Below are 21,623 nucleotides of genomic sequence, written 5' to 3' on the forward strand. Positions count from 1 at the left end.
TTCTCGGGTCGTGCGGGAGCGGGAGCTCAGAGCGAGGAAAGCGCTTTCTCGATTTCCCGAATGCTAAGCAGGTGTTTTGGGCATGTCAACGAAACCTGCTCACCTCTGTGTTGTGGAAGGAAGTGCCGTGTCCCATCGGCATCGCATCATCCGGGCTTTGGCGCCGGCGGTCCCCCTGATGCTCGGCGCGGGTCTCGTGGCCGCACCCCCGGCGAGCGCGGACTCGTCGCCGCGGAGCGCGGTCACCGTGCGGATCGACCCGTCCTACCAGCAGCAGGAGTTCGAGGGATGGGGCACGAGCCTCGTCTGGTTCGCCAACGCCACGGGCCGCTACCCCGAGCCCATCCGAAGACAGCTCGTGGACATGCTGTTCGGCGAGGACGGCCTCGGCCTCAACATCGCGCGGTACAACATCGGCGGCGGCAACGCCCCGGACGTCCGCAAGGACTACATGAAGACGGGCGCGACCATGGAGGGCTTCTGGAAGGCCCCCGAGGGAACCACCCGGCAGGACACCGACTGGTGGGATCCGAACAACCCGGACCACTGGGACTGGGGCGCCGACGCGGGCCAGCGCTGGTGGGTGGACCAGATCAAGGACAAGATCACCCGCTGGGAGTCGTTCAGCAACTCGCCGCCCTGGTTCCAGACGGTCAGCGGATACGTCTCCGGAGGCTTCGACGCGAGCGCGGACCAGATCCGCCCGGACCGCGTCGACGAGTTCGCCACCTACCTGGTGCGCGTGACCGAACAGCTGGAGAAGGCGCACGGCATCGAGTTCGACACCATCGCCCCGCTCAACGAGCCCAACACGCCCTACTGGGGCACCCAGCTCGGAGCGGACGGTCAGCCCACGGGCGGACGCCAGGAGGGCGCGCACGCGGGACCGGCACTCCAGCAGCAGGTGCTCCTCGCGCTCGACAAGGCGCTCGACGGGGCGCGGACCGACGCCGAGATCTCCGCGATGGACGAGACCAACCCCAGCATCTTCACCCAGAACTGGAACGCCTACGGCGCCCCCGCCCGAGCCGCTGTCGACCAGCTCAACGTGCACACCTACGGCACGGGCATGCGCACCAGCGCACGCGACATCGCCAAGGGCGCGGACCAGAAGCTGTGGATGAGCGAGGTCGAGGGCACCTGGGGTACCGGCACCGACTTCACCGGCATGGATCCGGGGCTCGGCATCGCCACCCGGATGGTCGACGACATGCGGGAACTGGAGCCCTCGGCCTGGGTGTTCTGGCAGCCGATCGAGGACGCCGTCCCCCAGGCCGCGGCGGGCAAGAACTGGGGCAGCATCCACGTACCGTTCAACTGCACGGCCGAGGACACCCTGGAGACCTGCCCGATCCGGGCCAACTCGAAGTTCCACACCATCCGGAACTTCACCCACCACATCCGCCCCGGCGACCACTTCGTGAAGGTCGACGATCCGTCCAGCGTCGCCGCGGTGAAGAAGTCCGGCCGTGCGGCGACCGTGGTGCACGTGAACAGCGGCACGTCCGCGCGCTCCGTCACCCTCGATCTCTCCCGCTTCGGCAAGGTCGCGCCCCGGGCCACCGTCACACCCGTGGTGACGAGCGCCGACGGGGCCCTCGTCAAGGGCGCACCGGTCCGGGTGACCGACCGTTCGGCCACGCTCGCCGTCCCCGCGAAGTCCGTCACGACCTTCCTGGTCGAGGGTGTCGGCGGTGTGGCGAAGGACGCCGCCCTCGTTCAGCCCGGGCATGTCTACCGACTCCAGGGCGCGCAGAGCGGAAGGTCGTTGGCCCCGTCGGACGACGGCAGCGGTGTCGTCATCCGCACGACCGACCCCGGCAGGGCGCAGCAGTTGTGGTCCGTGGCGAAGCTGACCCGCGGCACCGACAACCGTGAGCGTTACGCTCTCACCGCCGCCACGACCGGCAAGCGGCTCGCAGTGCGTGACAACCGGGCCGTGCTGGAGGACCCGGAAGGCAGCCAGGTCCCCGAGGCCGCGCAGTGGATCCTGTCGACGACCGGCGACAGCACCTGGACGTTCGTCAACGTCGCCACCGGCCGGCTGCTCGACGTCGCCGGACAGTCCTCGTCGGACGGTGCCACCGTGTCCACGTACACCCCGACCTCGGCGGCGAACCAGCGCTGGGGCATGACCGACGAGACGGTGCTGCGCACCGAGCGGGCCGAGGCGTTCACCGTCCCCGGGCTGCGTCCGGAGCTGCCGACGACGGTGACACCGGTGTTCCGGGACGGCGCCCGGGGCTCGCTCCCCGTGGTGTGGAGCCTTCCGTCGGACCGGAGGTGGCGCGGCCCCGGGACGGTACGTGTCAGGGGCGAGGCGACCGACTCCCTCGGGCGGAAGATCCCTGCGACGGCGCTGGTCACCGTCGACACGATCGCCTCGACGCTGCCCGGCCGTGCCAAGACCTACGTGAGCGGGAAGCCGGAGCTGCCGGCCACGGTCGTCGGCGTCGGCGAGAACGGCGGCCGGACCGACCTGCCGGTGACCTGGAAGCCGGCGTCCGACGGGGCGTTCGACACGGCCGGGGTCGTGACGCTGCGGGGCGTCGCACAGGTCGTCGGCGGTGGCACGGCCGACGCGGCCGTGCGGGTGCAGGTCACGGAGGCGGCGGAGGCCGACATCGCCTCGGGCGACGGTGTCTCGGTGGCTGCCACGTTCACCGAGAGCGGCTACTCCGCGGAGCGCCTGCGCAATGGGGACCTCTCGGACAAGGCCTGGTCCAACTGGAAGCCGGGCAACACGAAGAATGCGTCGGACGCCATCACCTTCGCCCTGCCCGAGGCACGCGACCTGAACCGGATCGTCGCGCACTTCCACCGGGACGGGAGCACCGCATCCTTTCCCGAGAGCCTGAAGGTGCAGGTGCGGACGGCCGACGGCTCGGCCTGGGTCGACGCGAGCGACGTCATCACGGTCGGGGCCGAGGGCACGCCCGTGGTCGACGTCCCGCTGGACGCAGGACCGACGACCGGGGTGCGCGTGGTCATGACGGCACGTCAGGGCGGCTACATCACGATGAGCGAGATCGAGGTGTACGCCAAGGCCCCCGGTGTCTCCTCGGACGCCGCCGCCACGTCCATCGAGGTGGCCGGTGCCCCGATCGCGTCGTTCGACCCGGACACGACCACCTACCGGGTCGTCACGGCCGACCCGCACCGGAGCGCGGTCACGGCGACGGCACGCGACCCCTACGCGAGCGTGGCCGTGGACAGGGCGGGCGAGTCCGGCCGGACGTCGTCCGTCGTCACGGTGACCAGCGAGGACGGTTCGCAGACCCGGAAGTACCGGATCGACCTCGTACGACGCTGAGGCGTGCGCCTTCGCTGCGGACCGGGCCAGGGCGTGAACTGCCGTGGCCCGGCTCGCAGCGGCGCGGGAGACCGCGTGGCCACGCGGCCACGCGGCCGCGTGCGGTGGCGGGGCCCGTAAGGCGGCGAAGCCCCGTTGGGTCACATACGCGTACCGGCCCCACTCGGGACCGGCGTCGCCCACCACCTCACTGCCCCACCCGCGGGACGTGCGTCGAGGAGGGCGGCCGTGCGCGAACCCAGCCGAACAGCACCACCGAGCACATCGCCGCGAACGCGCACCAGGTCGAGACGAACTCCAGCCGCCACAGAGCCCAGCAGACCAAGGCGCCCACGGCGACCAGGACTCCCATCACCAGCAACCGCCGGTCGCCGGACAGCAGCAGGGAACCCACGGTGGCCAGGAGGTAGCCGATGACGAGCAGAAGGGGATGGGAAAGGTCGACTGCGTAGCCGACCGTACGACCGCGGATCTCGGCGGTCACCGGAGCGGCGGCGAGGCCGTGTGCCAGCATCGCGGCTGTCGCGGTTCCGGCCGCGAGAAGGACCGTCAGCCGGGGCCGGGCGTGCGGTGGGGCGGCGCACAGCACCCCCGCGGGCACCCACACCGCCAACACGGGCAGCGCGATGACGGCCCAGATGACGGTGGCCGGTCCGCTGCCCCCGTCCGAGGCCCAGACCACCGACTCGACGATCTGATGGGCCCCGAGCAGCAGCGGCAGTGCGGCGAGCGGCAGGTCCCGGACGCTGCGCACCCGCGCCACGCAGGCCACCCCGACGGCCGCGACACCGACGCCCGCCACCAGATCGGCCCTCGCACTCCAGCACATCACGCCACCATGGGGTCGACCGTCGTGTGTATCCGCCCTGCCGTGCGGACCACGCTACGTCGCGCCCGGCCGGCGCGGCGCGGGTGACACGAGGACCGCGTGACGATCCCCGCGGCCTCACCGACCTGACTGCCAGCGAGGTGATGGACAGGACCACGAGCAGGACACCGAGGGCGATGCCGGGCAGGGAGCGGATCCCGTAGATCAACAGGCAGGCGACGGCGACGCCCGTGGGCGGCCACATGGGGGTGACCACGGCGCTCTGGACGACGAGCTGCCGCACGAGGCCCAGCCGCCCCGCAGCGAAGTAGCAGGCGGCGACAGCCAGCGTCTGGAGGGCGAGGACGGCCGGTCGACGCAGATCCTTGATACCCACCACAGCAGTCATCAGATACCGGTGCCGCCCGGTCGGCGAGCCGAGAGGGCGTTGCTTCCTACTGCCGGTCGTCGGGTCCGTCGTACCCGACGACCAGGACGGCCGCGTCGTCCTCGTGCCCGACCCGCTCCGCACCCTTGATCGCGGCGGCGGCGAGGGAGCTCGCGTCCATGCCCGCCACGGCGGCGACGACTGCGAGCCTCACCACCTGGTCGAGGCCTTCGTCGACGTTCAGTGAGGGCCCTTCCACCACGCCGTCCGTCAGCAGGACGAACACTCCGCCCGTGCTGAGCCGGTACCGGGTCACCGGGTACTCCTGCCCCTTCTGTACACCCAGGGGCGGTCCCCCTTCGTCCTCGGCGATGCCGGACCTGCCGTCCGCGGTGGCCCAGACGCAGGGAGTGTGTCCCGCCCGGGCGCTTTCCAGCACGCCGGTGGACGGATCGAGCCGCATGAAGGTGCAGGTCGTGAAGAGGTCGGTGCCGAGGGACAGCAGCAGATCGTTCGTTCTGGCCAGGAGTGCGCCCGGCTCGCTCGTGACCGAGGCGAGCGCGCGCAGTCCGACCCGGACCTGCCCCATGAACGCGGCGGCCTCGATGTTGTGGCCCTGCACGTCGCCGATGGAGAGTCCGATGCACCCGTCGGGCATGCTGAAGGCGTCGTACCAGTCGCCCCCCCCCACGTTGAGACCGTGGAAGGCGGGCGAGTACTGGACGGCCAGGTGGAACCCGGGGGCGACAGGCAGGTCTCCGGGCAGCATGCCGCGTTGCAGGGCGACGGCCAGTTCGACCAGGGAACGCTGGAGCTCGGCCCGCTCACGCGCCTGAGCGGTCAGCGCCCCGAGCCTGGCCAGCAGTGCGTCGCCGTCGTCGGTCGAGCGGTTGCGGGGCATTGACCACTCCGGAAAGTTGGCGTCCCTTTGACTACAAAAACCCATTTTGACCCATTCGGATGAGGTCGGCCGACGGCGCGGCCTCGGGCGTCGGTACGGGGCCGAAGTGCTGGATGGCCTCCGGCCGTGTACGCCGAGGCGAGTAGGCGGGGTTACTCCCGCCGCCAGACGTCCTCGTCGTGCCCGCCCGGCACTGTGTCTCGGGTGAAACTCAGCCGCCCCGCACGCCGGGCCTCCCTCGTCGTCCATGCCGCCGCCTCCGCAGGCTGGCTCGGGCTCACGCTCGGGCTGTTCGCACTCGGGGTCACCGCGGCCACCACCGGCTCCGCGGTGACCGTGGAGGCCTCCGTCAGAGCCATGAAGCTCTTCGCCGACTGGCTCCTGCTCCCCCTCGCGTTCCTCACCCTTCTCAGCGGCTTGCTGCTCGCCCTCGGCACCCCGTGGGGCCTGGCGAGGCACCGGTGGGTCTACACGAAGTTCTGGCTCACGCTGGCCACGACCACCGCCACGGTCTTCGCGCTGCGCCCCGGGGTGAACGACGCGGTCTTCGCCGTGGCCGCGGGAGAACCGGTGCCCGACGCCGGCGACATCCTGTTCGGGCCGGTCGTCTCCCTGTCCGCCTACCTCTTCATGACCGTGATCTCGATCCTCAAGCCCTGGGGCTTGACCCGGCGCGGCCGCAGGCTGCGGGCGTCCGCCGACTCGCGGAGGGACGCCCGCGGCGCCCGGCAGACCGCCTGACCGGTGGCCGGGTCGGCTCGTGCACGGTCTCTCCGGCGAGTGCGAGGAGGTCAGCGGGTCCGCATGAGGAGTCGGCAGCCGCCGCCCCACCGGGTTCGTCTCGTACGAGGCCGCACTCCCGTCCGATCCCAATTGGCCTCCCTGTCACATACGTTGACCACCATGTGCTGCAACAGCACAATGAGCGCGCACGCTTGAGAGCGCTCTCAACACCGCCATGCCCCATGTCCAGCACCGCGTCCCACACCTTCGAGGAGACCAATGACCGGCAGCCAACGCCCGGGACTCAGCCGCCGTGCACTCATCGGGACCGGACTCGGTGTCGGTGCCGCGGCCCTCACCGCGGCCGGCTCCGGCGCGGCCCAGGCCGCGGAGCGCCCCTCCGGCAGCGGCGGCTCCGCGCAGCGCCGCGCGTACGCCTTCCTCGCCGCCGCCATGGACGGCTATCCGGATCACGGCACCGTCCGGCTCGCACAGAGCTACACCGACCAGTCCGGCCTGTTCAGCACGGCGTTCACCTACGACAACGCGCTCGCGATCCTGGCCCACCTCGCCTCGCGCACCGAGGACCGCCGCTCCAGAGCCGTGGCCCTCGGCGACGCGCTCCTCTACGCCCAGGCCCACGACCCGGTGTACGACGACGGCAGGCTGCGTCAGGCCTACAACGTAGGGCCGTACACCTTCTACGACGGCTCCCCGCAGCCGGACGGCTTCGTCCGAGCGGACGGCACGGCCAACGTCGGAACGCAGTTCGGCTTCACCGGCACCGCCGTGGGTGACATGGCCTGGGCCGGAATCGCCCTGGGCGCGCTCGCCCGCCGGACCGGAAAGCGCCGCTTCCTCACGGGTGCGGTGCGCATCGGCGAGTGGATCGAGCGTGTCGGCCGTACCGACGAACCCCTCGGCGGCTACAAGTTCGGGGTCAACGGGGCCGGCGAGAAACTGCCCTTCACCTCGACCGAGCACAACACCGACCTGATCGGCCTGTTCGGGCAGCTCGCCCGGCTCACCGGGGACCGGGTGTGGCTGCAGCGGCGTGCGCGCGCCCAGGCCTTCGTCACGAAGATGTGGGAACCGTCCGAAGGCTTCTTCTACACCGGCACCAACGACGGCGTGACGATCAACAAGTCCCCGATTCCCGAGGACACGCAGACCTGGACCCAGCTCGCCCTCTCCTCCCCCGCCCATGCCCGGTCGCTGGACTGGGCCGCGAGCCGACTGGCCGTCCTGGACACGGCCGAGCGGCCCAACAGCACCGTCCCCGCGGGCCAGTCCTACGACGGGGTCACCTTCAGCTCCGCCAGTCTCCTGGCGAACGAGGACGCCCCGATCGCGGAGGGCCAGCCCAAGCCGAACCGCAACGGCGTCTGGTTCGAGGGAACGGCCCACCTCGCGCTCGCCCTGCGGAACCGGCGTGCCCCCGGGGACGAGGCACGCGCCCGACGGCTGATCGCCTCCATCGAGGGGGCCCAGGACCTTCTGGGCGACGGCCAGACCATCGGGAGCAGGGCGGTCGCCCCGGGCTCCGGCGTGGTGTCGGCGAGCAGCCCGCTCGACACCGGTTTCGGGTTCGGCTACTACCCCTACCGGCACACGGGCGCCACCGCCTGGTACCTGCTCGCGGCGACACGCACCAACCCGCTGCGCGCCTGAACCCGACTCACGATCCGGCCCGCCCGCCTGACGAAATGTCCCCTTGCGCGTGGTGTGCCCCGGCTTCACACCGGACTCTTACTCCTCCCCCAACTCCCTTGCGCCGCAGTCCATTTGCCTCACCGCAGGGCCCTGAGTGCCGCGGGATCCCTCCCAGGGATCATCGTCGCGGCTAGTTAGGTTTGCCTACACTCAGCTCGCCCTGGCCGGACTGCGACCGGGCCGTGCCCGAGAGGAGTTCCCCCGGTGTGGGACAACGCGCTCCCGAGCTTCCTGATCGGCCTGCGTGAGGGCCTGGAAGCCGGCCTGATCGTTTCGGTTCTGGTGGCCACCCTCGTCCGCTCCGGGCGCCGCTCCCGGCTGCCACACGTGTGGACGGGGGTGTTCGCCGCGGTCGGGGTGTCGATGGGGTTCGGTGCGGTGCTGACGTTCACCTCGGCCGGCCTTACCGGGCAGGCCCAGGAGGCGTTCGGCGGTGCGCTCAGCCTGGTCGCGGTCGCCTTCGTCACCGTCATGGTGTTCTGGATGCGCCGGTCCGCACGGAGTCTCTCCGGCGAGATCAAGGAGAAGGTCACCGCGGCCCTGGGCATGGGCTCGGGTGTACTGGTCGTCACCTCGTTCCTCGCCGTCGGACGGGAGGGGCTGGAAACCGCCCTGTTCCTGTGGACCACCGGGCAGGCGGCCGGCGAGTCCGCCGGGCCGCTCATCGGTGCCGGAGCGGGCCTGCTGCTGGCCACCGCGGTCTGCTGGGGGCTGTACCGAAGGGTCCTGCACCTCAACCTGACCCGGTTCTTCACTCTCACCGGTGCCGCGCTGATCGTGATCGCGTCCGGGGTGCTCGGCTACGGCCTGCGTGATCTGCAGGAGGGCGGTGTGCTGCCGGGGGCCGCGGCGTACGCCGTCGACCTGTCGGGAAGCATCGATTCCAGCTCCTGGTACGCCACCCTGCTCAGCGGCACACTCAATCTGACGCCGCAGATGACATGGCTTCAGGTCACCGCCTACGGCGCGTATCTCGCCGTGGTGATGACGCTGTTCGTCCGGGGCGTGCGCGGCGCGGACGCGCCCGTCACCACCCCTCCCGTACCGGCGGCGCCTGCCTCCGGGTCCCTCGCCGAACCGGCCGCCCCACGTCCCGCCGTCGCCCGACGCCTGCCCCGGTGGGTTCTGCCGGTGGCCGCGCTCGCCGCTCCTTCCCTGCTCGCGGGCGTGCTGGTGGCCGTCGGCGACGCGAAGCAGGCCTCCGCCGCCACCATCGCCGTCTCCCCCGCGCACTGCGGCAGGGGTTTCACCGCGCCCCAGCGCGGCCGGCAGTCGTTCCAGGTGCGCAACAGCGGCAACACCACCGTCGAGGCGTACCTGATCGACCCGGCCACGGCGGCCGTCTACGGCGAGGCCGAGGGCATCGCACCCGGCACGACCCGCGCGCTGATCGCCACGATCGGCGGCGGGAGTTACGCCTGGCGCTGCGTACCGACCAGCGGTGCGGCCGTCACCTCCGCCGCGGTCACAGTCACCGGCGGCGGCACGGTGAAAGCCGTACTGCCCGTCACCGAGAAGGACCTCGCCGCACCGCTCGCCACCTATCGCGCCTACGTACAAAAGGGCCTGACCGTCCTGCTGACCAGAACCCGGACCCTGCAACGCGACATCGAGGCCGGCCGGCTCGACCGGGCCCGTGCCGACTGGCTGCCCGCTCATGAGCAGTACGCCTCGCTCGGAGCCGCCTACGGCACGTTCGGCACCTTCGACGCGCGGATCAACGGGACGACAGCCGGACGGCCCGACGGGCTGAAGGACCCCGGCTTCACCGGTTTCCACCGAGTCGAGTACGGCCTGTGGCACGGCGAGCCGGCCGCCTCGCTCGCCCCGGCCGCCGGGCGGCTCACCGCCGACGTCACCGCCCTGCAGAAGGACTTTCCCCGCCAGGACTTCGACCCGGCCGACCTGCCCCTGCGTACCCACGAGATCCTTGAGGGCACCCTTCAGCACGAGCTGACCGGTGCCACCGACTACGGCAGCGGCACCGAACTGGCGACCACCGAGGCCAACATCGACGGCACCCGGGAACTGCTCGGCCTGCTGCGCCCGCTGATCGACGCACGCGACCCCCAGGTCTCCCCGGCGGTGGCCGGCTGGCTGCGGCGCACCGAGCAGCTGGTGCTCTCCGCGCGCCGCGCCGACGGGAGCTGGACGCCGGTCGGCGAGCTCCCCGGCGACACGCGTCGGCGGCTCGACGGTGCCATGGGCCAGCTGCTGGAGGAACTGGCCCCGATTCCCGACCTGTTGGAGATCCGCAAGGCGGCCTGAAGACCCCTGCGCCTCACCACTGCCCGCACCGCCGCACGCCAGGAAAGGACCATCCGATGACGCCCCAGCAGCCCGGCACAGAAGCAGGTGACGGGGGTGCCCGCCCCGCGGGCCGTCGTACGTTCGTCAGGACCGCCCTCGGCATCGGCGCGGCCGGCGCGGCACTGGCCGGGGCCGGACTCGCAGGGGCGGAGCTCACCGGCGGGCAGGCCGGAGCTGCCGACGGCACCACCACGGCCGCCGGCCCCGTGCCCTTCCACGGCGCCCACCAGGCCGGGATCACCACCTCTCAGCCGGCCGCCGCCGCTTTCGTCTCCTGCGACGTCATCGCCGAGGGCCGCGCCGAACTCACCGACCTGCTGCGCACGCTCACCGCCCGGGCCCGCTTCCTGACCGCCGGCGGCGCCCCCGAGGACCTGGGCGTGGGCGCCCCGCCGTCCGACAGCGGCATCCTCGGCCCGGACATCCCCGCCGACGACCTGACCGTCACCGTCGGGGTGGGCTCCTCGCTCTTCGACGACCGCTACGGCCTCGGCGCCGACAGGCCACGTCATCTCGCACCGATGCGCACCTTCCCCAACGACGACCTCGACGCGGCCGAGTGCCACGGCGACCTGTCCCTCCAGATCTGCGCGAACCACTCCGACACCGTGCTGCACGCCCTGCGCGACATCGCCCGGCACACCCGCGGTGGCCTGCAGGTCAAGTGGCGCGTCGACGGCTTCCAGAACCCCTCCCGCCCGTCCGGCGCGCAGCGCAACCTCCTCGGTTTCAAGGACGGCATCGCCAACCCCGACATCGCCTCCGCCCGCGAGATGAACAAGCTCGTCTGGGTCACGGGCGCCGACGGTGAGCCGTCCTGGGCGGTCGGCGGCAGCTACCAGGTGCTTCGGATCATCCGGATGCGCGTCGAGTTCTGGGACCGAGTCTCCCTCACCGAGCAGGAGCAGATGATCGGCCGGCGCCGGGACAGCGGGGCCCCGCTCGACGGCGCCCAGGAGACCGACACGCCGCACTACGCCAAGGACCCGCACGGCCAGGCGATCCCGCTCGACGCCCACATCCGACTCGCCAACCCGCGCACCGCCAGGACGGACTCCTCGCGCATCCTGCGCCGCGGCTACAACTACGACCGCGGCATCGACCCGGTCGGCAACCTCGACATGGGGCTGGTGTTCTGCTGCTACCAGCAGGACGTGGTCCGTCAGTTCGAGGCCACCCAGCAGCGGCTCGTCGACGAGCCGCTGGTCGACTACATCACCCCCACCGGCGGCGGGTACTTCTTCGCGCTTCCCGGCGTACGCGACCGGTCCGACTGGCTCGGACGCTCCCTGCTGCACGGCTGAACCGCCGGGACGGCCCGGCACCCAAGACGTCATCGGCCCGGACACGGTGGTGGCGAGCAGTGACGTGAAACACGGTTTCACGTCGCCCGGAAGCGGTGAGGCGGCTGGGATGCCCCGCTCGAACGCCACAGCCACGCAGGCCGCGCACAGCCATGTGACGGTGATCGGGGCGCCGGCCGCTGCCCCGGCCGCGCCCGACCGGACCAAGCAGCGCGACGCCTTCTTCGACAACGCCAAGTACCTGGCGATCGTGCTGGTGGCGATGGGCCACGCCTGGGAGCCGCTGCGCTCCGGCAGCCGTACCGTCACCGCGCTCTACATGATCGTCTACGCCTTCCACATGCCGGCGTTCATCGTGATCTCCGGGTACTTCTCGCGCGGCTTCGACGCGAGCCCGGAGAAGATCAAGCGCCTGGTCACCGGTGTGGTCGTCCCCTACGTGGTCTTCGAGACGGCGTACACCCTCTTCACGAGGTGGACCGACGGCGTTCCGGACCGCCCGGTCAGCCTGCTGGATCCCCTGTATCTGACCTGGTTCCTGGCGGCACTGTTCATCTGGCGGCTGACCACCCCCCTGTGGAAGAGCGTGCGCCGTCCGCTGCCGCTCGCGCTCGGTGTCGCTGCGCTCGCAACGCTGGCGCCGTCCATCGGCGACGACCTCGACCTGCAGCGCACCCTGCAGTTCCTGCCCTACTTCGTGCTCGGCCTGTGCCTGAAGCCGGAGCACTTCCGACTGGTGCGGCGTGGCGAGGCGCGGGTTCTGGCCGTGCCGGTCTTCGCCTGTGCTCTCGCCACGGCGTACTGGGCGGTTCCGCGGATGAACTACGCATGGTTCTTCCACCGCCGCGGCGCCGAGGAACTCGGCGTCCCCGCGTGGTACGGGCCCGTCATGACGCTTGCCCTCTTCGGCTGCTCGCTGACCCTGGTCGCCTGTTTCCTCGCCTGGGTGCCCGGCCGCCGGACCTGGTTCACCGCGCTGGGCGCGGGCACGCTGTACGGCTATCTGCTGCACGGCTTCTTCATCCAGGCCGCCAACCACTGGCACTGGTCCCACCTCGAGTGGACCCACCGGCCGCTCGGGGAGATCACCGTCACCCTCGTCGCGGGCGCGGTCGTGACCGCACTGTGCACGCCTCCCGTCCGTCGGCTCTTCCGCTGCGTGATGGAGCCGACGATGGCGTGGGCGTTCCGGCCGGACAGAGCCACCGGCCCCCGCCCTGAACGGCCGTCACGCCTCGCCGGGACCCTCGCTCGACACGAGCGGTGACGCACCGGTCACGGCGTCATGACGCCGCGGTCCTCGTCACCTCCACGGAGAGCTCGTTGTCGACCGTGTAGTAGGGGCGCAGGACGGCGTCGCCGGCCGTGGCCTTCGGGTAGACGAACACCTCCTTGCGGTCCGCGACGTCGTCCAGAAGGCGGGCGAGGCGGATGGCGGGGGCCTGCGCCGCGGGCCGGACGAAGGCGTCCCAGACGCCGGTCCCCTCACCCGCACCGGTGCCCAGCTCCTCGAATCCGACCGTGAAGGAGAAGCTTCGGCCGTCCGGTGCGGCCTGTGGCTCCACGGTGCGTTCGGTGCCGCTGCCGCCCCGCAGACGCAGGCGCACGACGGCTCCCTCCTGGAGCGAAGACCCGTGCAGGCGTGCGCCGACCGTCATCGAGCGGTCCGTCAGGTTGATGTGGCCGACCTCCGCGTGGGCGGGGCGCAGCCAGGCCCGTACGGCGAGATAGCCGTCCTTGGTGACGTAGGGGACCCGGACGGCCAGTGGTGAATGCCGATCGCGGAGGTGTCCGTCGACGAGGGCCCGTGTGTCACGCGGGCCCGGGCGCAGTCGCTGCCGCTGGGAACCCGGTTCCTGGAGCAGGTACACGTCCCACCGGCCCTCCGTGAGGACGGGTTGCGCGCCGAGGACGGCGTGGTGGTGACCGTCGTCTGCGGGCTCCAGATCGAGGACGTGGAGTGTCTTCTCGGGCTGCCCCTTCTTGGGGCGCCACCGCAGCAGCAGCTGCCGGCCTTCGGCCGAGCCCGGCGGCAGGTCGAAGGCGATGGTGCCGTCCGCGTCGACCAGGCAGGCGACGCGTGGAAGCGCACTCTGTTGCTCCGTACTCACTGCTGTCCCTTCCGTACCATGCGCAGCGCGCCGCCGGCCGCGCCGACCGCGGCGTCGCGGACGGCGAAGCCCTGGCTGACCAGGGCACGGCGTGCGCCGGTGCCTTCCCGTGCGGCCGCTCGTCCCGTCCTTCTCGCCGAGACCGCCTCGTCGAGAAGACGCTCGGCCTGCTCGACCACGGGACCGGGAGCGAACCGCCGCGCGTTCTCCATGGCGGCCCGGCCCATCCGACGGCGTCGTTCGTCGTCGCCGACCAGTTCCAGCAGGGCGGCGCCCAGCGCGTCGCGGTCACCGACGGGCACGAGCCGGCCGTCGGCCCCGTCCTGGATGATCTCACCGGGTCCGTAGGGGCAGTCGGTGCTCACCACCGGCAGTCCGCAGCGCATCGCCTCGACGATCGTCATGCCGAACGGCTCGAAGTTGGAGGCCGCCGCACCGATCGAGCCCTTCACCCACTCCGCTTCCATGGGGGCCGCGGCACCCATCAGGAAGACGTTGTTCCACAGCCCCAGGTCCGTGATGAGCCGGCGCAGCCGATCGTGTTCCTCGCCCTTGCCGTAGATGCGCAACTGCCAGTCCGGGTGTTCGGCGGCCACCAGGGCGAAGGCCTGTATGAGCAGGTCGTATCGTTTCACCGGGACCAGCCGGCCGGCCGCGACGACCACCTTCGCGGTGCCGTCCGCGGCGCGCAGCACGGGATCCGGCACGCTGTTGGGCAGTGCCTCCACCCGGACACCGGGCAGCCTCATCTTGAGTCGGTAGGAGGCGGCGTCCGCCTCGGTCACCGTGGTGAGTACGTCGAGCCTGCGGTATGCCCGGCGCAGCGCGTTGCGCAGCCGGGGCGGATGGTTGTCCAGGGTCAGGTGCTCCTGCCCGATGCGCCCCACGTGGCTCGGAGCCTGGAGCGCGAGATGCACGTTGAGCCCCGGCCGGGTGCCGATCACCACGTCGGCGTCGACCGTCGCGAGGCATTCGCCGATCCGCTGGTCGGTCAGCTCGCTGTACTGCCCGTACCGGTACTCGGCTCGGGGAAAGACCTTTGCCGGTCTCAGATGTAACGGATGCTCCTTCTCCTGTCTGAGATCCACCAGAGGCCGCAGGCCCACCCGCGGGTCCAGGGTGAAGTTCGGGTCCTCCCGGTGCCGCAGCACGGAGATGATCTCCACCTCGTGCCGCTCGGCCAGTGCCTGGGCCAGGTTGAAGGTGGTGGCGATCGTGCCTCCGATCCCATAGGCGTTGTGAAGCAGGAAAGAGATCTTCATAAACGGACTAGACCACGCCAACTCCCCTTGCGGTTGCCTCTTGTTACCACTTCGTAGTAATCAACGACGTCCCTGGGACACCCAGCGGTGGGACCGGGGGAAACGGAGTTGCCGCGTCCGGCCGGGCGTGGATAGCGTCACCGCGCGCGACAAGCGCGTGAGCACATGCGGCAAGGGAGGTTGATGAATATGGCTGCCGTCGGCCGTGTTCAGCATGCCCTTGTCCGGTCCGCGTTCTACCAGAGCGTGGTCCGGGTCGTCCCAACGACCAGGAGTGTCACGTGCCTTCGTCTCTCACACCCGCCCACGCCGCAGATCTGCTGACCGGCCGCCTCGTGCTGCGGCCGTGGTCCGCTGCCGAGACCGATGCCGTTCTGCGCGGGATCCGGCTCGGCCATTGGGCCGATGACTTCCCCGCGGAGGGCGATCAGGTCGTCGCGGGTCTCTTCGCCGAACATCCCGGGTGGCTCGGCGAGTACGGCCACCGTCAGGTCGTCGAGCGGGCCAGTGGTCTGGTCGTCGGCTCGGTCGGGCTGTTCTGGCCGCCCGCCGACGGCCGACTGGAAATCGGCTACGGAATCGTGGCCGGCCGTCGAGGACTCGGCTACGCCTCTGAAGCCACCCGAGCCCTCACGGAATTCGCCCTCACCGCACCCGGCGTGCACGCGGTGCACGCCGACGTGGAGCAGTCCAATCCGCCGTCGGTCCGCGTGCTGGAGAAGGCCGGCTTCCGCCTGGTGGGCTCCGAGGAGCAGTTGCTCCGGTTCCGGGTCACGAGGGCGGACCTGGCTCAGCGGTGATCGCCGGGCTTCGCCGCCCTCGGTGGTGTCGTCTGCCGTGATGCCCGTGCATCGGCCGCTGCGTGCGGGGACCTGCCCGCGTACGGCCGCCCCACGGCCGTGATGGCGATGTCCCGGACAGAGCACGAGCGCTGTCCGGGACAGGTGGACTGGTGGAGGCGGCGGCTCCGTACGCCGGGGCTCGCCGCCCCGGGGATCAGACCAGGGGAGCCGGGTAGGTCGGGTACTCCACCCCGGAGACGTGCTGGACGACGCGGATGACCTGGCAGGAGTAGCCGAACTCGTTGTCGTACCACAGGTAGAGGATCGCGTTGTTGCCGTCCACCTTGGTGGCGCCGGCGTCGACGATGGAGGCGTGGCGGGAGCCGATGAAGTCGCTGGAGACCGCGTCGGGGGCGGTGGTGAAGTCGATCTGGCGCTTGAGCGGCGAGGTCAGCGACACGTCGCGGAGGTGGTCGAGGACCTCGTCGCGGGTGGTCTCGCGAGCGAGCTGGAGGTTGAGGATGGCGATCGAGACGTCCGGTACGGGAACGCGGATCGAGCTGCCGGTGATCGGCGCCTTGAGGTCGGGCAGCGCCTTGGCGACGGCGGAGGCGGCACCGGTCTCGGTGATGACCATGTTGAGCGGCGCCGAGCGGCCCCGGCGGTCGGCACTGTGGTAGTTGTCCAGCAGGTTCTGGTCGTTGGTGAACGAGTGGACGGTCTCCACGTGGCCGCGCAGGACGCCGTACTCGTCCGCCATCGCCTTCAGCGGCGGGACGATCGCGTTGGTGGTGCAGGAGGCGCAGGACATGATCTGCTCCTCCGGCTTGATCGTGTCGTGGTTGACGCCGTGCACGATGTTGGGGACGTCGCCCTTGCCCGGCGCGGTCAGGACGACCTTGTCGACGCCGGGGCGCAGGTGCTGTGACAGGCCCTCGCGGTCGCGCCACTTGCCGGTGTTGTCGATGAGGATGGCGTCCTTGATGCCGTACGCCGTGTAGTCGACCTCCGACGGGTCGTTGGCGTAGATCACCTTGATCTCGTTGCCGTTGGCGATGATCGTGCTGTTCGCCTCGTCGACCGTGATCGTGCCCTGGAACTGGCCGTGGATGGAGTCGCGGCGCAGCAGCGAGGCGCGCTTCACGATGTCCTCGTCGGCACGGCCGCCGCCGCGGACGACGATGGCGCGCAGTCGCAGGCCGTTGCCGGAGCCCGACTTCTCGATGAGCAGGCGGGCGACGAGACGGCCGATGCGGCCGAAGCCGTACAGGACGACATCGCGTCCCTCACGACGCTCGGTCTTGTTCGCGTCCGTGGCACCGGCGACGGCCTCGGCGGTGAAGTCCGCCACCGACAGGCCGCGGTCGTCGCTCCGGTACGTCGCGGCCAGCATGCCTATGTCGATCTGGGACGGGCCGAGGTCGAGCGTGGTGAGGGCCTGGAGAAACGGCAGGGTCTCGGTGACCGACAGTTCCTCTCCGGCGATCTGCCGGGCGAACCGGTGGGTCTTGAGAATGCTGACCACTGACTTGTTCACCAGGGAACGGCTGTGGAGCAGCACGGTCACGTCCCGCTCCCGGTGCAGCCTCCCGATGATCGGGATCATCGACTCCGCGATCTCCTCGCGGTTCTTCCAGTTGGTGAACGAGTCCTCGTTGACAGTCACAGTTTTCTCTTTCGAGCTAGGTGGCGCTCATATGCTAGTACCTCTCTGTTTCGGTCACTGTGGCGGGGTTCCGGTGGTACGCCATGGTCATCGCGTCGGGTTTGACCGTGACCACGGCCTGGGGGCGCGGGGCGCGTGAGGTGAGTTCGAGGACGGGCCAGGTCCTGAGAACGGTGGCCAGGATGATCTGGAGTTCGGCCCAGGCGAAGTTCTCCCCGATGCACTTGCGGCGGCCGTCGCCGAACGCGAGGAACGAGCCGCGGGTGCCCGCGGCGCGGCCCGGCTCCCAGCGGTCCGGGTCGAAGGTCTCGGGCTCGGGGAAGTGGGCGGGGTCGTGCTGGTGGAGATACGGGCTCCAGACGACGTCCGCGCCCTGGGGGATCCGGTGGTCTCCGAGGTCGACGTCCCGGGTGGCGGTACGGGTGACCATCCAGGCGGGGCCGTACGTGCGGATGGTCTCCTGCAGCACCTGCCGCGCGTACGGGAGCCGGTCGACGTCCTGGTACCGCAGGGGGCGGTTCTCGCACACGGCGTCGAGTTCCTCGCGCAGTCGCTGTTCGACCCCGGGGTTGCGGGTGATCTCGTACAGGGTCCAGGCCAGCGTGGTGCCGGTCGTCTCGATCGCTCCGGTCAGCAACGTGATGGCCTCGTCCTGCAGTTGCTGCCGGCTGAGCGGTTCCTCGGCGGTCAGCAGGGTCTTGAACAGGCCTGTCCGTTCGGACTGTTGGGCCGCGGCGTGCGGGCATGCGGCGGGGGCCGCGGTCTCCGTCGCGTCGGCGTGGTGGTCGATGGCCTGGTCGATGAGGGCGCGCAGGCGCGCGACGCGTTGCGCGTGGGCGCGGTGGGCGGGCAGCGGCAGGGCGGCGATCCAGGAGGGCAGGATCGTCTGCCGGATCGTTCCCTTCATGATGGCCGGCATGAGGGCGGTGAACTCGCCCTGCAGGTGCTCGGGCAGGTCGGCGCCGAACAGGGCGACCAGGAACGCGGCGAGCGTGATGTCGTTCATGTCCGCGTACACGTCGCGGGCCTCACCGGCCGGCCAGGCGCCGACCATCGCGTGGACCTGCTCGATCATCGCGTCGCCGCGCTCGGCGATGTGGGCCTTGTTGAACATGGGCTGCATCAGGCGGCGGTTGCGCAGGTGGGTGTCGCCGTCGGCGACGGTCGCCAGCCCGTCCCCGAAGAAGACCCGCAGGGCGTCGATGATCTTGCCGCCCTTGGCGAAGTGCGCGGCGTCCGTGACCAGTACCCGGCGGGTCAGGGCCGGGTCGGTGACCACGTAGGCGGGTGTCGGTCCGATGCGTATCCGCACCACGCTGCCGTGCTCTCGCAGTGAGGTGAAGAACGGCAGCGGATCACGGGCGAGCCGGTGGGCGTGGCCGATCAACGGCCAGGCGCCGGGGGCGGTGGTGGTGGGGGCGGGTGACGTCGCGGGGGCACTCATCGGGTGCATCACTCCTCGTGGGGGCCGACAAAACCCCCGAATGCATGCCCGACATCGCGGCGCGGAATGCGAGCCGACCGTGATCGGAACGTCACATTCACGGATGTTTGCGCGGGCGGCGTGCTCTAGCCGAGGGAGCGCAGTGCCTCGCCGAGTGCCGCCACCCCTTCGGCTATGGCACCGGGTGGGGTGGCCGCGTAGCCGAGGACGAGACCGGGGCGGCCGGGGAGCTGGCGGTGCCAGGAGAGTGGCTGGCACTTCACACCCCGGGCCAGTGCGGCGGCGGCCAGCTCGCTGTCGGGTACCTGCGGCGTGTACGTGACGGTCAGGTGCAGGCCGGCCGCGGCACCGTGCACGGTCGCGCCCGGCAGGTGTGCGGTGATGGCGTCGATCATCGCGTCACGTCGGCGGCGATGCCGGCCACGCAGCAGTCGCAGGTGGCGTTCCAGGTCCCCGGAGTCCATGAGCCGGGCGAGCACCAGCTGCGGCAGGACGGCGTTGCCCAGGTCCGTGAAGCGTTTCGCCTCGGTCAGCGCGTCGCGGTAGCGGGGCGGGGGTACCAGCCAGCCGGTCCGCAGGGCGGGGGCGAGGAGCTTGGAGACGCTGCCCGCGTAGCACACGTGGTCGGCGAGCAGGGCGCGCAGCGCGGGGACCGGCGGCCGGTCGTAGCGGTGTTCGGCGTCGTAGTCGTCCTCGATGATCAGGCCGCCCTCCTCCGCCCAGCTCAGCAGCTCGCGGCGGCGTTCGCCGCTCATGACCACGCCGGTGGGGAACTGGTGGGCGGGGGTGAGCAGCGCCGCGCGGGCGCCGGTGGCGCGCAGGGCGTCCACGCGGACCCCGTCGTCGTCCACCGGTACCGGTGGGGTGGACAGGGCTCCGTTCACCAGATGCTGGCGGGTACCGAGCGAGCCCGGGTCCTCCACCGCGACGCTGTCGATGCCTGCCGCCCGCAGCACGGGGTGCAGCAGGGTGAGCGCCTGTGCCGTGCCGGCGACGATCAGTACCTCGTCCGGTTCCACCCGGATGCCCCGGCTGCGCGCCAGCCACCGGGCGACGGCCTGGCGCAGCTGCGGGGCGCCGCGGGGGTCGCCGTAGCCGAGGTGTTCGGCGGACAGGCCGGTGAGCACGGCCCGTTCCGCACGCAGCCAGGCCGTGCGGGGGAAGGCCGCGAGGTCGGGCTGGCCGGGGGTGAAGTCGACGCGCGCGCGGACGGCGCGCAGGGCGTCGAAGATCTCGGCGCCCGGTTCGCCGACGAACAGCGTGCCCGGTACGGCGTCGTCGACGGGACCGGCGGGTCCCGTGGGGGACGCGGGCGGTGGCACCGCGGGGGCCGCGACCACCACCGTCCCGCCGCGCCGACGTCCCTCGACGTGGCCGTCCTCGGTGAGCCGCCGGTATGCCTCGGTGACCACCCCTCGGGAAACGCGCAGCTCACCGGCGAGCACCCGGGTGGGCGGCAGCCTGCTGCCCACCGCCAGCCGGCCGTCGGCTATGGCCTGGCGCAACCGCGCGGCCAGCCAGTCGGCCTTGCCCGAACCCGAGGCGTCACCGGCGTCGAGCTGGAGGAAGTCGGAGCCGTAGGCCGGAGGGCCGCCGTCCGGCGGCGGGGCCGCATCGCGGCCCTGGGACGCGGAACCGTCGTTCCGGAGCGGGGCCGCATCGGCACCCCGGGACGCCCAACCGCCGTCGCCCGACGGGGCGCGGCCTGAGCCGTACGCCCCAGAACCGCCGCTCCGGGGCGCGGCGGAGGCGGTATCGGGCACAGGACGGCCGTCGCCCGACGGGCGCTTGCCGGAGTAGTCGGGCACAGAACGGCCGTCGCCCGACGGGCGCTTGCCGGAGTAGTCGGGCACAGAACGGCCGTCGCCCGACGGGCGCTTGCCGGAGTTGTCGGGCACAGAACGGCCGTCGCCCGACGGGCGCTTGCCGGAGTTGTCGGGCACAGGGCCTCGGTCTGCCTGCCCGGCCTCGCCGGAGCCGTACACCCGGCTCCGGCTGTCCGTCGACCGGCCGGCTGCTTCAGCGCCGGGCACCGGGCCCCCGCCGACCGCCGACGGGGCGGTGCCGGAGCCCTGGGCCGGCCAGGCACCGTCCCCCGGTGTGGGCTCGGCGGCGGCGCGGCGTCCGTGCGATGTCCGCTCCCCCTCGTTCATCCGGCCAATGGTGTCACGCGCGCCTCTGCGCCTCGGGCGGGACCTGGTCACCGAACGCGAACTCCGGCGCGACGCGGGTGAGGACGGCCGACGCGGTGGTCACCGGCCAGTGTGCGGTCAGTTCCTCGGCGACGGTCTTCAGCAGCTCGGGCACGGCATCCGCGCCGCCCTCGTGCATCGCTTCCGTCACGACGAGGATGCGGCTGGTGTGCTCGCCGACCGCTGAGTGGCCGCTCTGGCGGTTGGTCCAGCGGCGGGCGTGTGCCCGGCCGGCCGAGTCGGCGAAGGTCACCTCGCCGGGTGCGGGGTGCTCGGTGCCGCCGCCGAAGGTCGTGTAGTGCTCGCCGCCGTGGGCCTGGCGCACTTCGAGCAAGGGGCCGGAGATGCGGTCGACGTCGAGGACCGCGACCGGTACGCCGTACGCGACCGAGAGTGCGTTGCACAGGTCGACCACCGGGTGGATGCCGGGCAGTTCGCCCTCCTTGCGCAGTCGCCGCAGCAGCGATTCCGAGGCGCACCGGTACTGCGTCGGCTTGAGCCCCATCCGGGAGAAGGCCCGCCGCCAGGCCAGCACCTCGGGGAAGGCGCTCTCGGATGCGCCGGCCAACCTGGTCATGGCCCGTGAGGTGTACTCGGCGACGCGCGGGGCGACGTCGGCGATGGCGTCGATGCCGGTGGCGTGGAGCGCGCCGGCGGAGAGTTCCGGGTAGTCGGCCCAGAGGGCGTCCGCGTGTCGGAAGAGCAT

Annotated in this window: 15 protein-coding genes and 1 pseudogene; 7 read left to right on the forward strand and 9 right to left on the reverse strand. The window is 71.4% G+C overall.

Going from position 1 to position 21,623, the window contains the following annotated elements; genetic code table 11:
• Positions 1–127: 127 nt before the first annotated feature.
• Positions 128–3,313 (forward strand): glycoside hydrolase, encoded by a 3,186-nt coding sequence (locus tag KUM49_RS21755; protein WP_374200187.1) that lies wholly within the window; start codon positions 128–130, stop codon positions 3,311–3,313.
• A gap of 187 nt (positions 3,314–3,500) precedes the next feature.
• On the opposite strand, the gene KUM49_RS21760 is transcribed toward KUM49_RS21755, so the two are convergent.
• The 3 genes and pseudogenes from KUM49_RS21760 to KUM49_RS21770 all read right to left on the reverse strand — a co-directional run bounded on the left by KUM49_RS21760 (position 3,501) and on the right by KUM49_RS21770 (position 5,410).
• Positions 3,501–4,142, reverse strand: coding sequence for a DUF6629 family protein (locus KUM49_RS21760; protein WP_217238553.1), 642 nt, complete (start codon positions 4,140–4,142; stop codon positions 3,501–3,503).
• Between the two features lie 136 nt (positions 4,143–4,278).
• Positions 4,279–4,530, reverse strand: a pseudogene (locus tag KUM49_RS21765) (MASE1 domain-containing protein); the annotation flags it as partial.
• 46 nt (positions 4,531–4,576) lie between these two features.
• On the reverse strand, positions 4,577–5,410 hold the full coding sequence (locus KUM49_RS21770) for a PP2C family protein-serine/threonine phosphatase (protein ID WP_217238554.1): 834 nt from the start codon (positions 5,408–5,410) through the stop codon (positions 4,577–4,579).
• Positions 5,411–5,614: 204 nt separating this feature from the next.
• Between KUM49_RS21770 and KUM49_RS21775 the strand changes: the two genes are divergently transcribed.
• From KUM49_RS21775 to KUM49_RS21795, 5 genes are all read left to right on the forward strand, one after another.
• Positions 5,615–6,151 (forward strand): DUF2269 domain-containing protein, encoded by a 537-nt coding sequence (locus tag KUM49_RS21775; protein ID WP_217238555.1) that lies wholly within the window; start codon positions 5,615–5,617, stop codon positions 6,149–6,151.
• A 261-nt stretch (positions 6,152–6,412) separates the two neighbouring features.
• On the forward strand, positions 6,413–7,804 hold the full coding sequence (locus KUM49_RS21780; protein WP_217238556.1) for a Tat pathway signal sequence domain protein: 1,392 nt from the start codon (positions 6,413–6,415) through the stop codon (positions 7,802–7,804).
• Between the two features lie 246 nt (positions 7,805–8,050).
• A complete protein-coding gene (efeU, locus tag KUM49_RS21785) occupies positions 8,051–10,114 on the forward strand; it encodes an iron uptake transporter permease EfeU (protein WP_217238557.1) in 2,064 nt (687 codons plus the stop codon).
• Between the two features lie 56 nt (positions 10,115–10,170).
• Positions 10,171–11,460 (forward strand): iron uptake transporter deferrochelatase/peroxidase subunit, encoded by a 1,290-nt coding sequence (gene efeB / locus KUM49_RS21790; RefSeq protein ID WP_217238558.1) that lies wholly within the window; start codon positions 10,171–10,173, stop codon positions 11,458–11,460.
• 109 nt (positions 11,461–11,569) lie between these two features.
• Positions 11,570–12,727: an acyltransferase family protein gene (locus KUM49_RS21795; RefSeq protein WP_217238559.1), complete on the forward strand. Its 1,158-nt coding sequence runs from the start codon at positions 11,570–11,572 to the stop codon at positions 12,725–12,727.
• 16 nt (positions 12,728–12,743) lie between these two features.
• Here the strand turns inward: KUM49_RS21795 and KUM49_RS21800 are convergent, their stop codons facing one another.
• Both KUM49_RS21800 and KUM49_RS21805 read right to left on the reverse strand, forming a co-directional pair.
• Positions 12,744–13,571, reverse strand: coding sequence for a hypothetical protein (locus KUM49_RS21800; RefSeq protein ID WP_217238560.1), 828 nt, complete (start codon positions 13,569–13,571; stop codon positions 12,744–12,746).
• Positions 13,568–14,833 carry a glycosyltransferase family 4 protein gene (locus KUM49_RS21805; protein ID WP_217238561.1) on the reverse strand — a complete coding sequence of 422 codons (1,266 nt, stop codon included), beginning with the start codon at positions 14,831–14,833 and terminating at the stop codon, positions 13,568–13,570. The genes KUM49_RS21800 and KUM49_RS21805 overlap by 4 nt, the downstream gene beginning before the upstream one ends.
• Positions 14,834–15,114: 281 nt before the next feature.
• On the opposite strand from KUM49_RS21805, the gene KUM49_RS21810 reads away from it, so the two are divergent.
• Positions 15,115–15,633, forward strand: coding sequence for a GNAT family N-acetyltransferase (locus tag KUM49_RS21810; RefSeq protein WP_308406693.1), 519 nt, complete (start codon positions 15,115–15,117; stop codon positions 15,631–15,633).
• Between the two features lie 196 nt (positions 15,634–15,829).
• Here KUM49_RS21810 and KUM49_RS21815 read toward each other — a convergent pair whose 3' ends face one another.
• From KUM49_RS21815 to KUM49_RS21830, 4 genes are all read right to left on the reverse strand, one after another.
• Positions 15,830–17,281: a glyceraldehyde-3-phosphate dehydrogenase gene (locus KUM49_RS21815; protein ID WP_217238562.1), complete on the reverse strand. Its 1,452-nt coding sequence runs from the start codon at positions 17,279–17,281 to the stop codon at positions 15,830–15,832.
• Between the two features lie 34 nt (positions 17,282–17,315).
• Positions 17,316–18,725 (reverse strand): cytochrome P450, encoded by a 1,410-nt coding sequence (locus tag KUM49_RS21820; RefSeq protein ID WP_217238563.1) that lies wholly within the window; start codon positions 18,723–18,725, stop codon positions 17,316–17,318.
• Positions 18,726–18,850: 125 nt separating this feature from the next.
• Positions 18,851–20,242 carry a PLP-dependent aminotransferase family protein gene (locus KUM49_RS21825; RefSeq protein ID WP_254401614.1) on the reverse strand — a complete coding sequence of 464 codons (1,392 nt, stop codon included), beginning with the start codon at positions 20,240–20,242 and terminating at the stop codon, positions 18,851–18,853.
• 649 nt (positions 20,243–20,891) lie between these two features.
• Positions 20,892–21,623, reverse strand: coding sequence for a B3/4 domain-containing protein (locus KUM49_RS21830; RefSeq protein ID WP_217238564.1), 732 nt, complete (start codon positions 21,621–21,623; stop codon positions 20,892–20,894).

Origin of the sequence: Streptomyces sp. AC555_RSS877, from assembly GCF_019049245.1 — a bacterium.
Classification (GTDB): domain Bacteria; phylum Actinomycetota; class Actinomycetes; order Streptomycetales; family Streptomycetaceae; genus Streptomyces.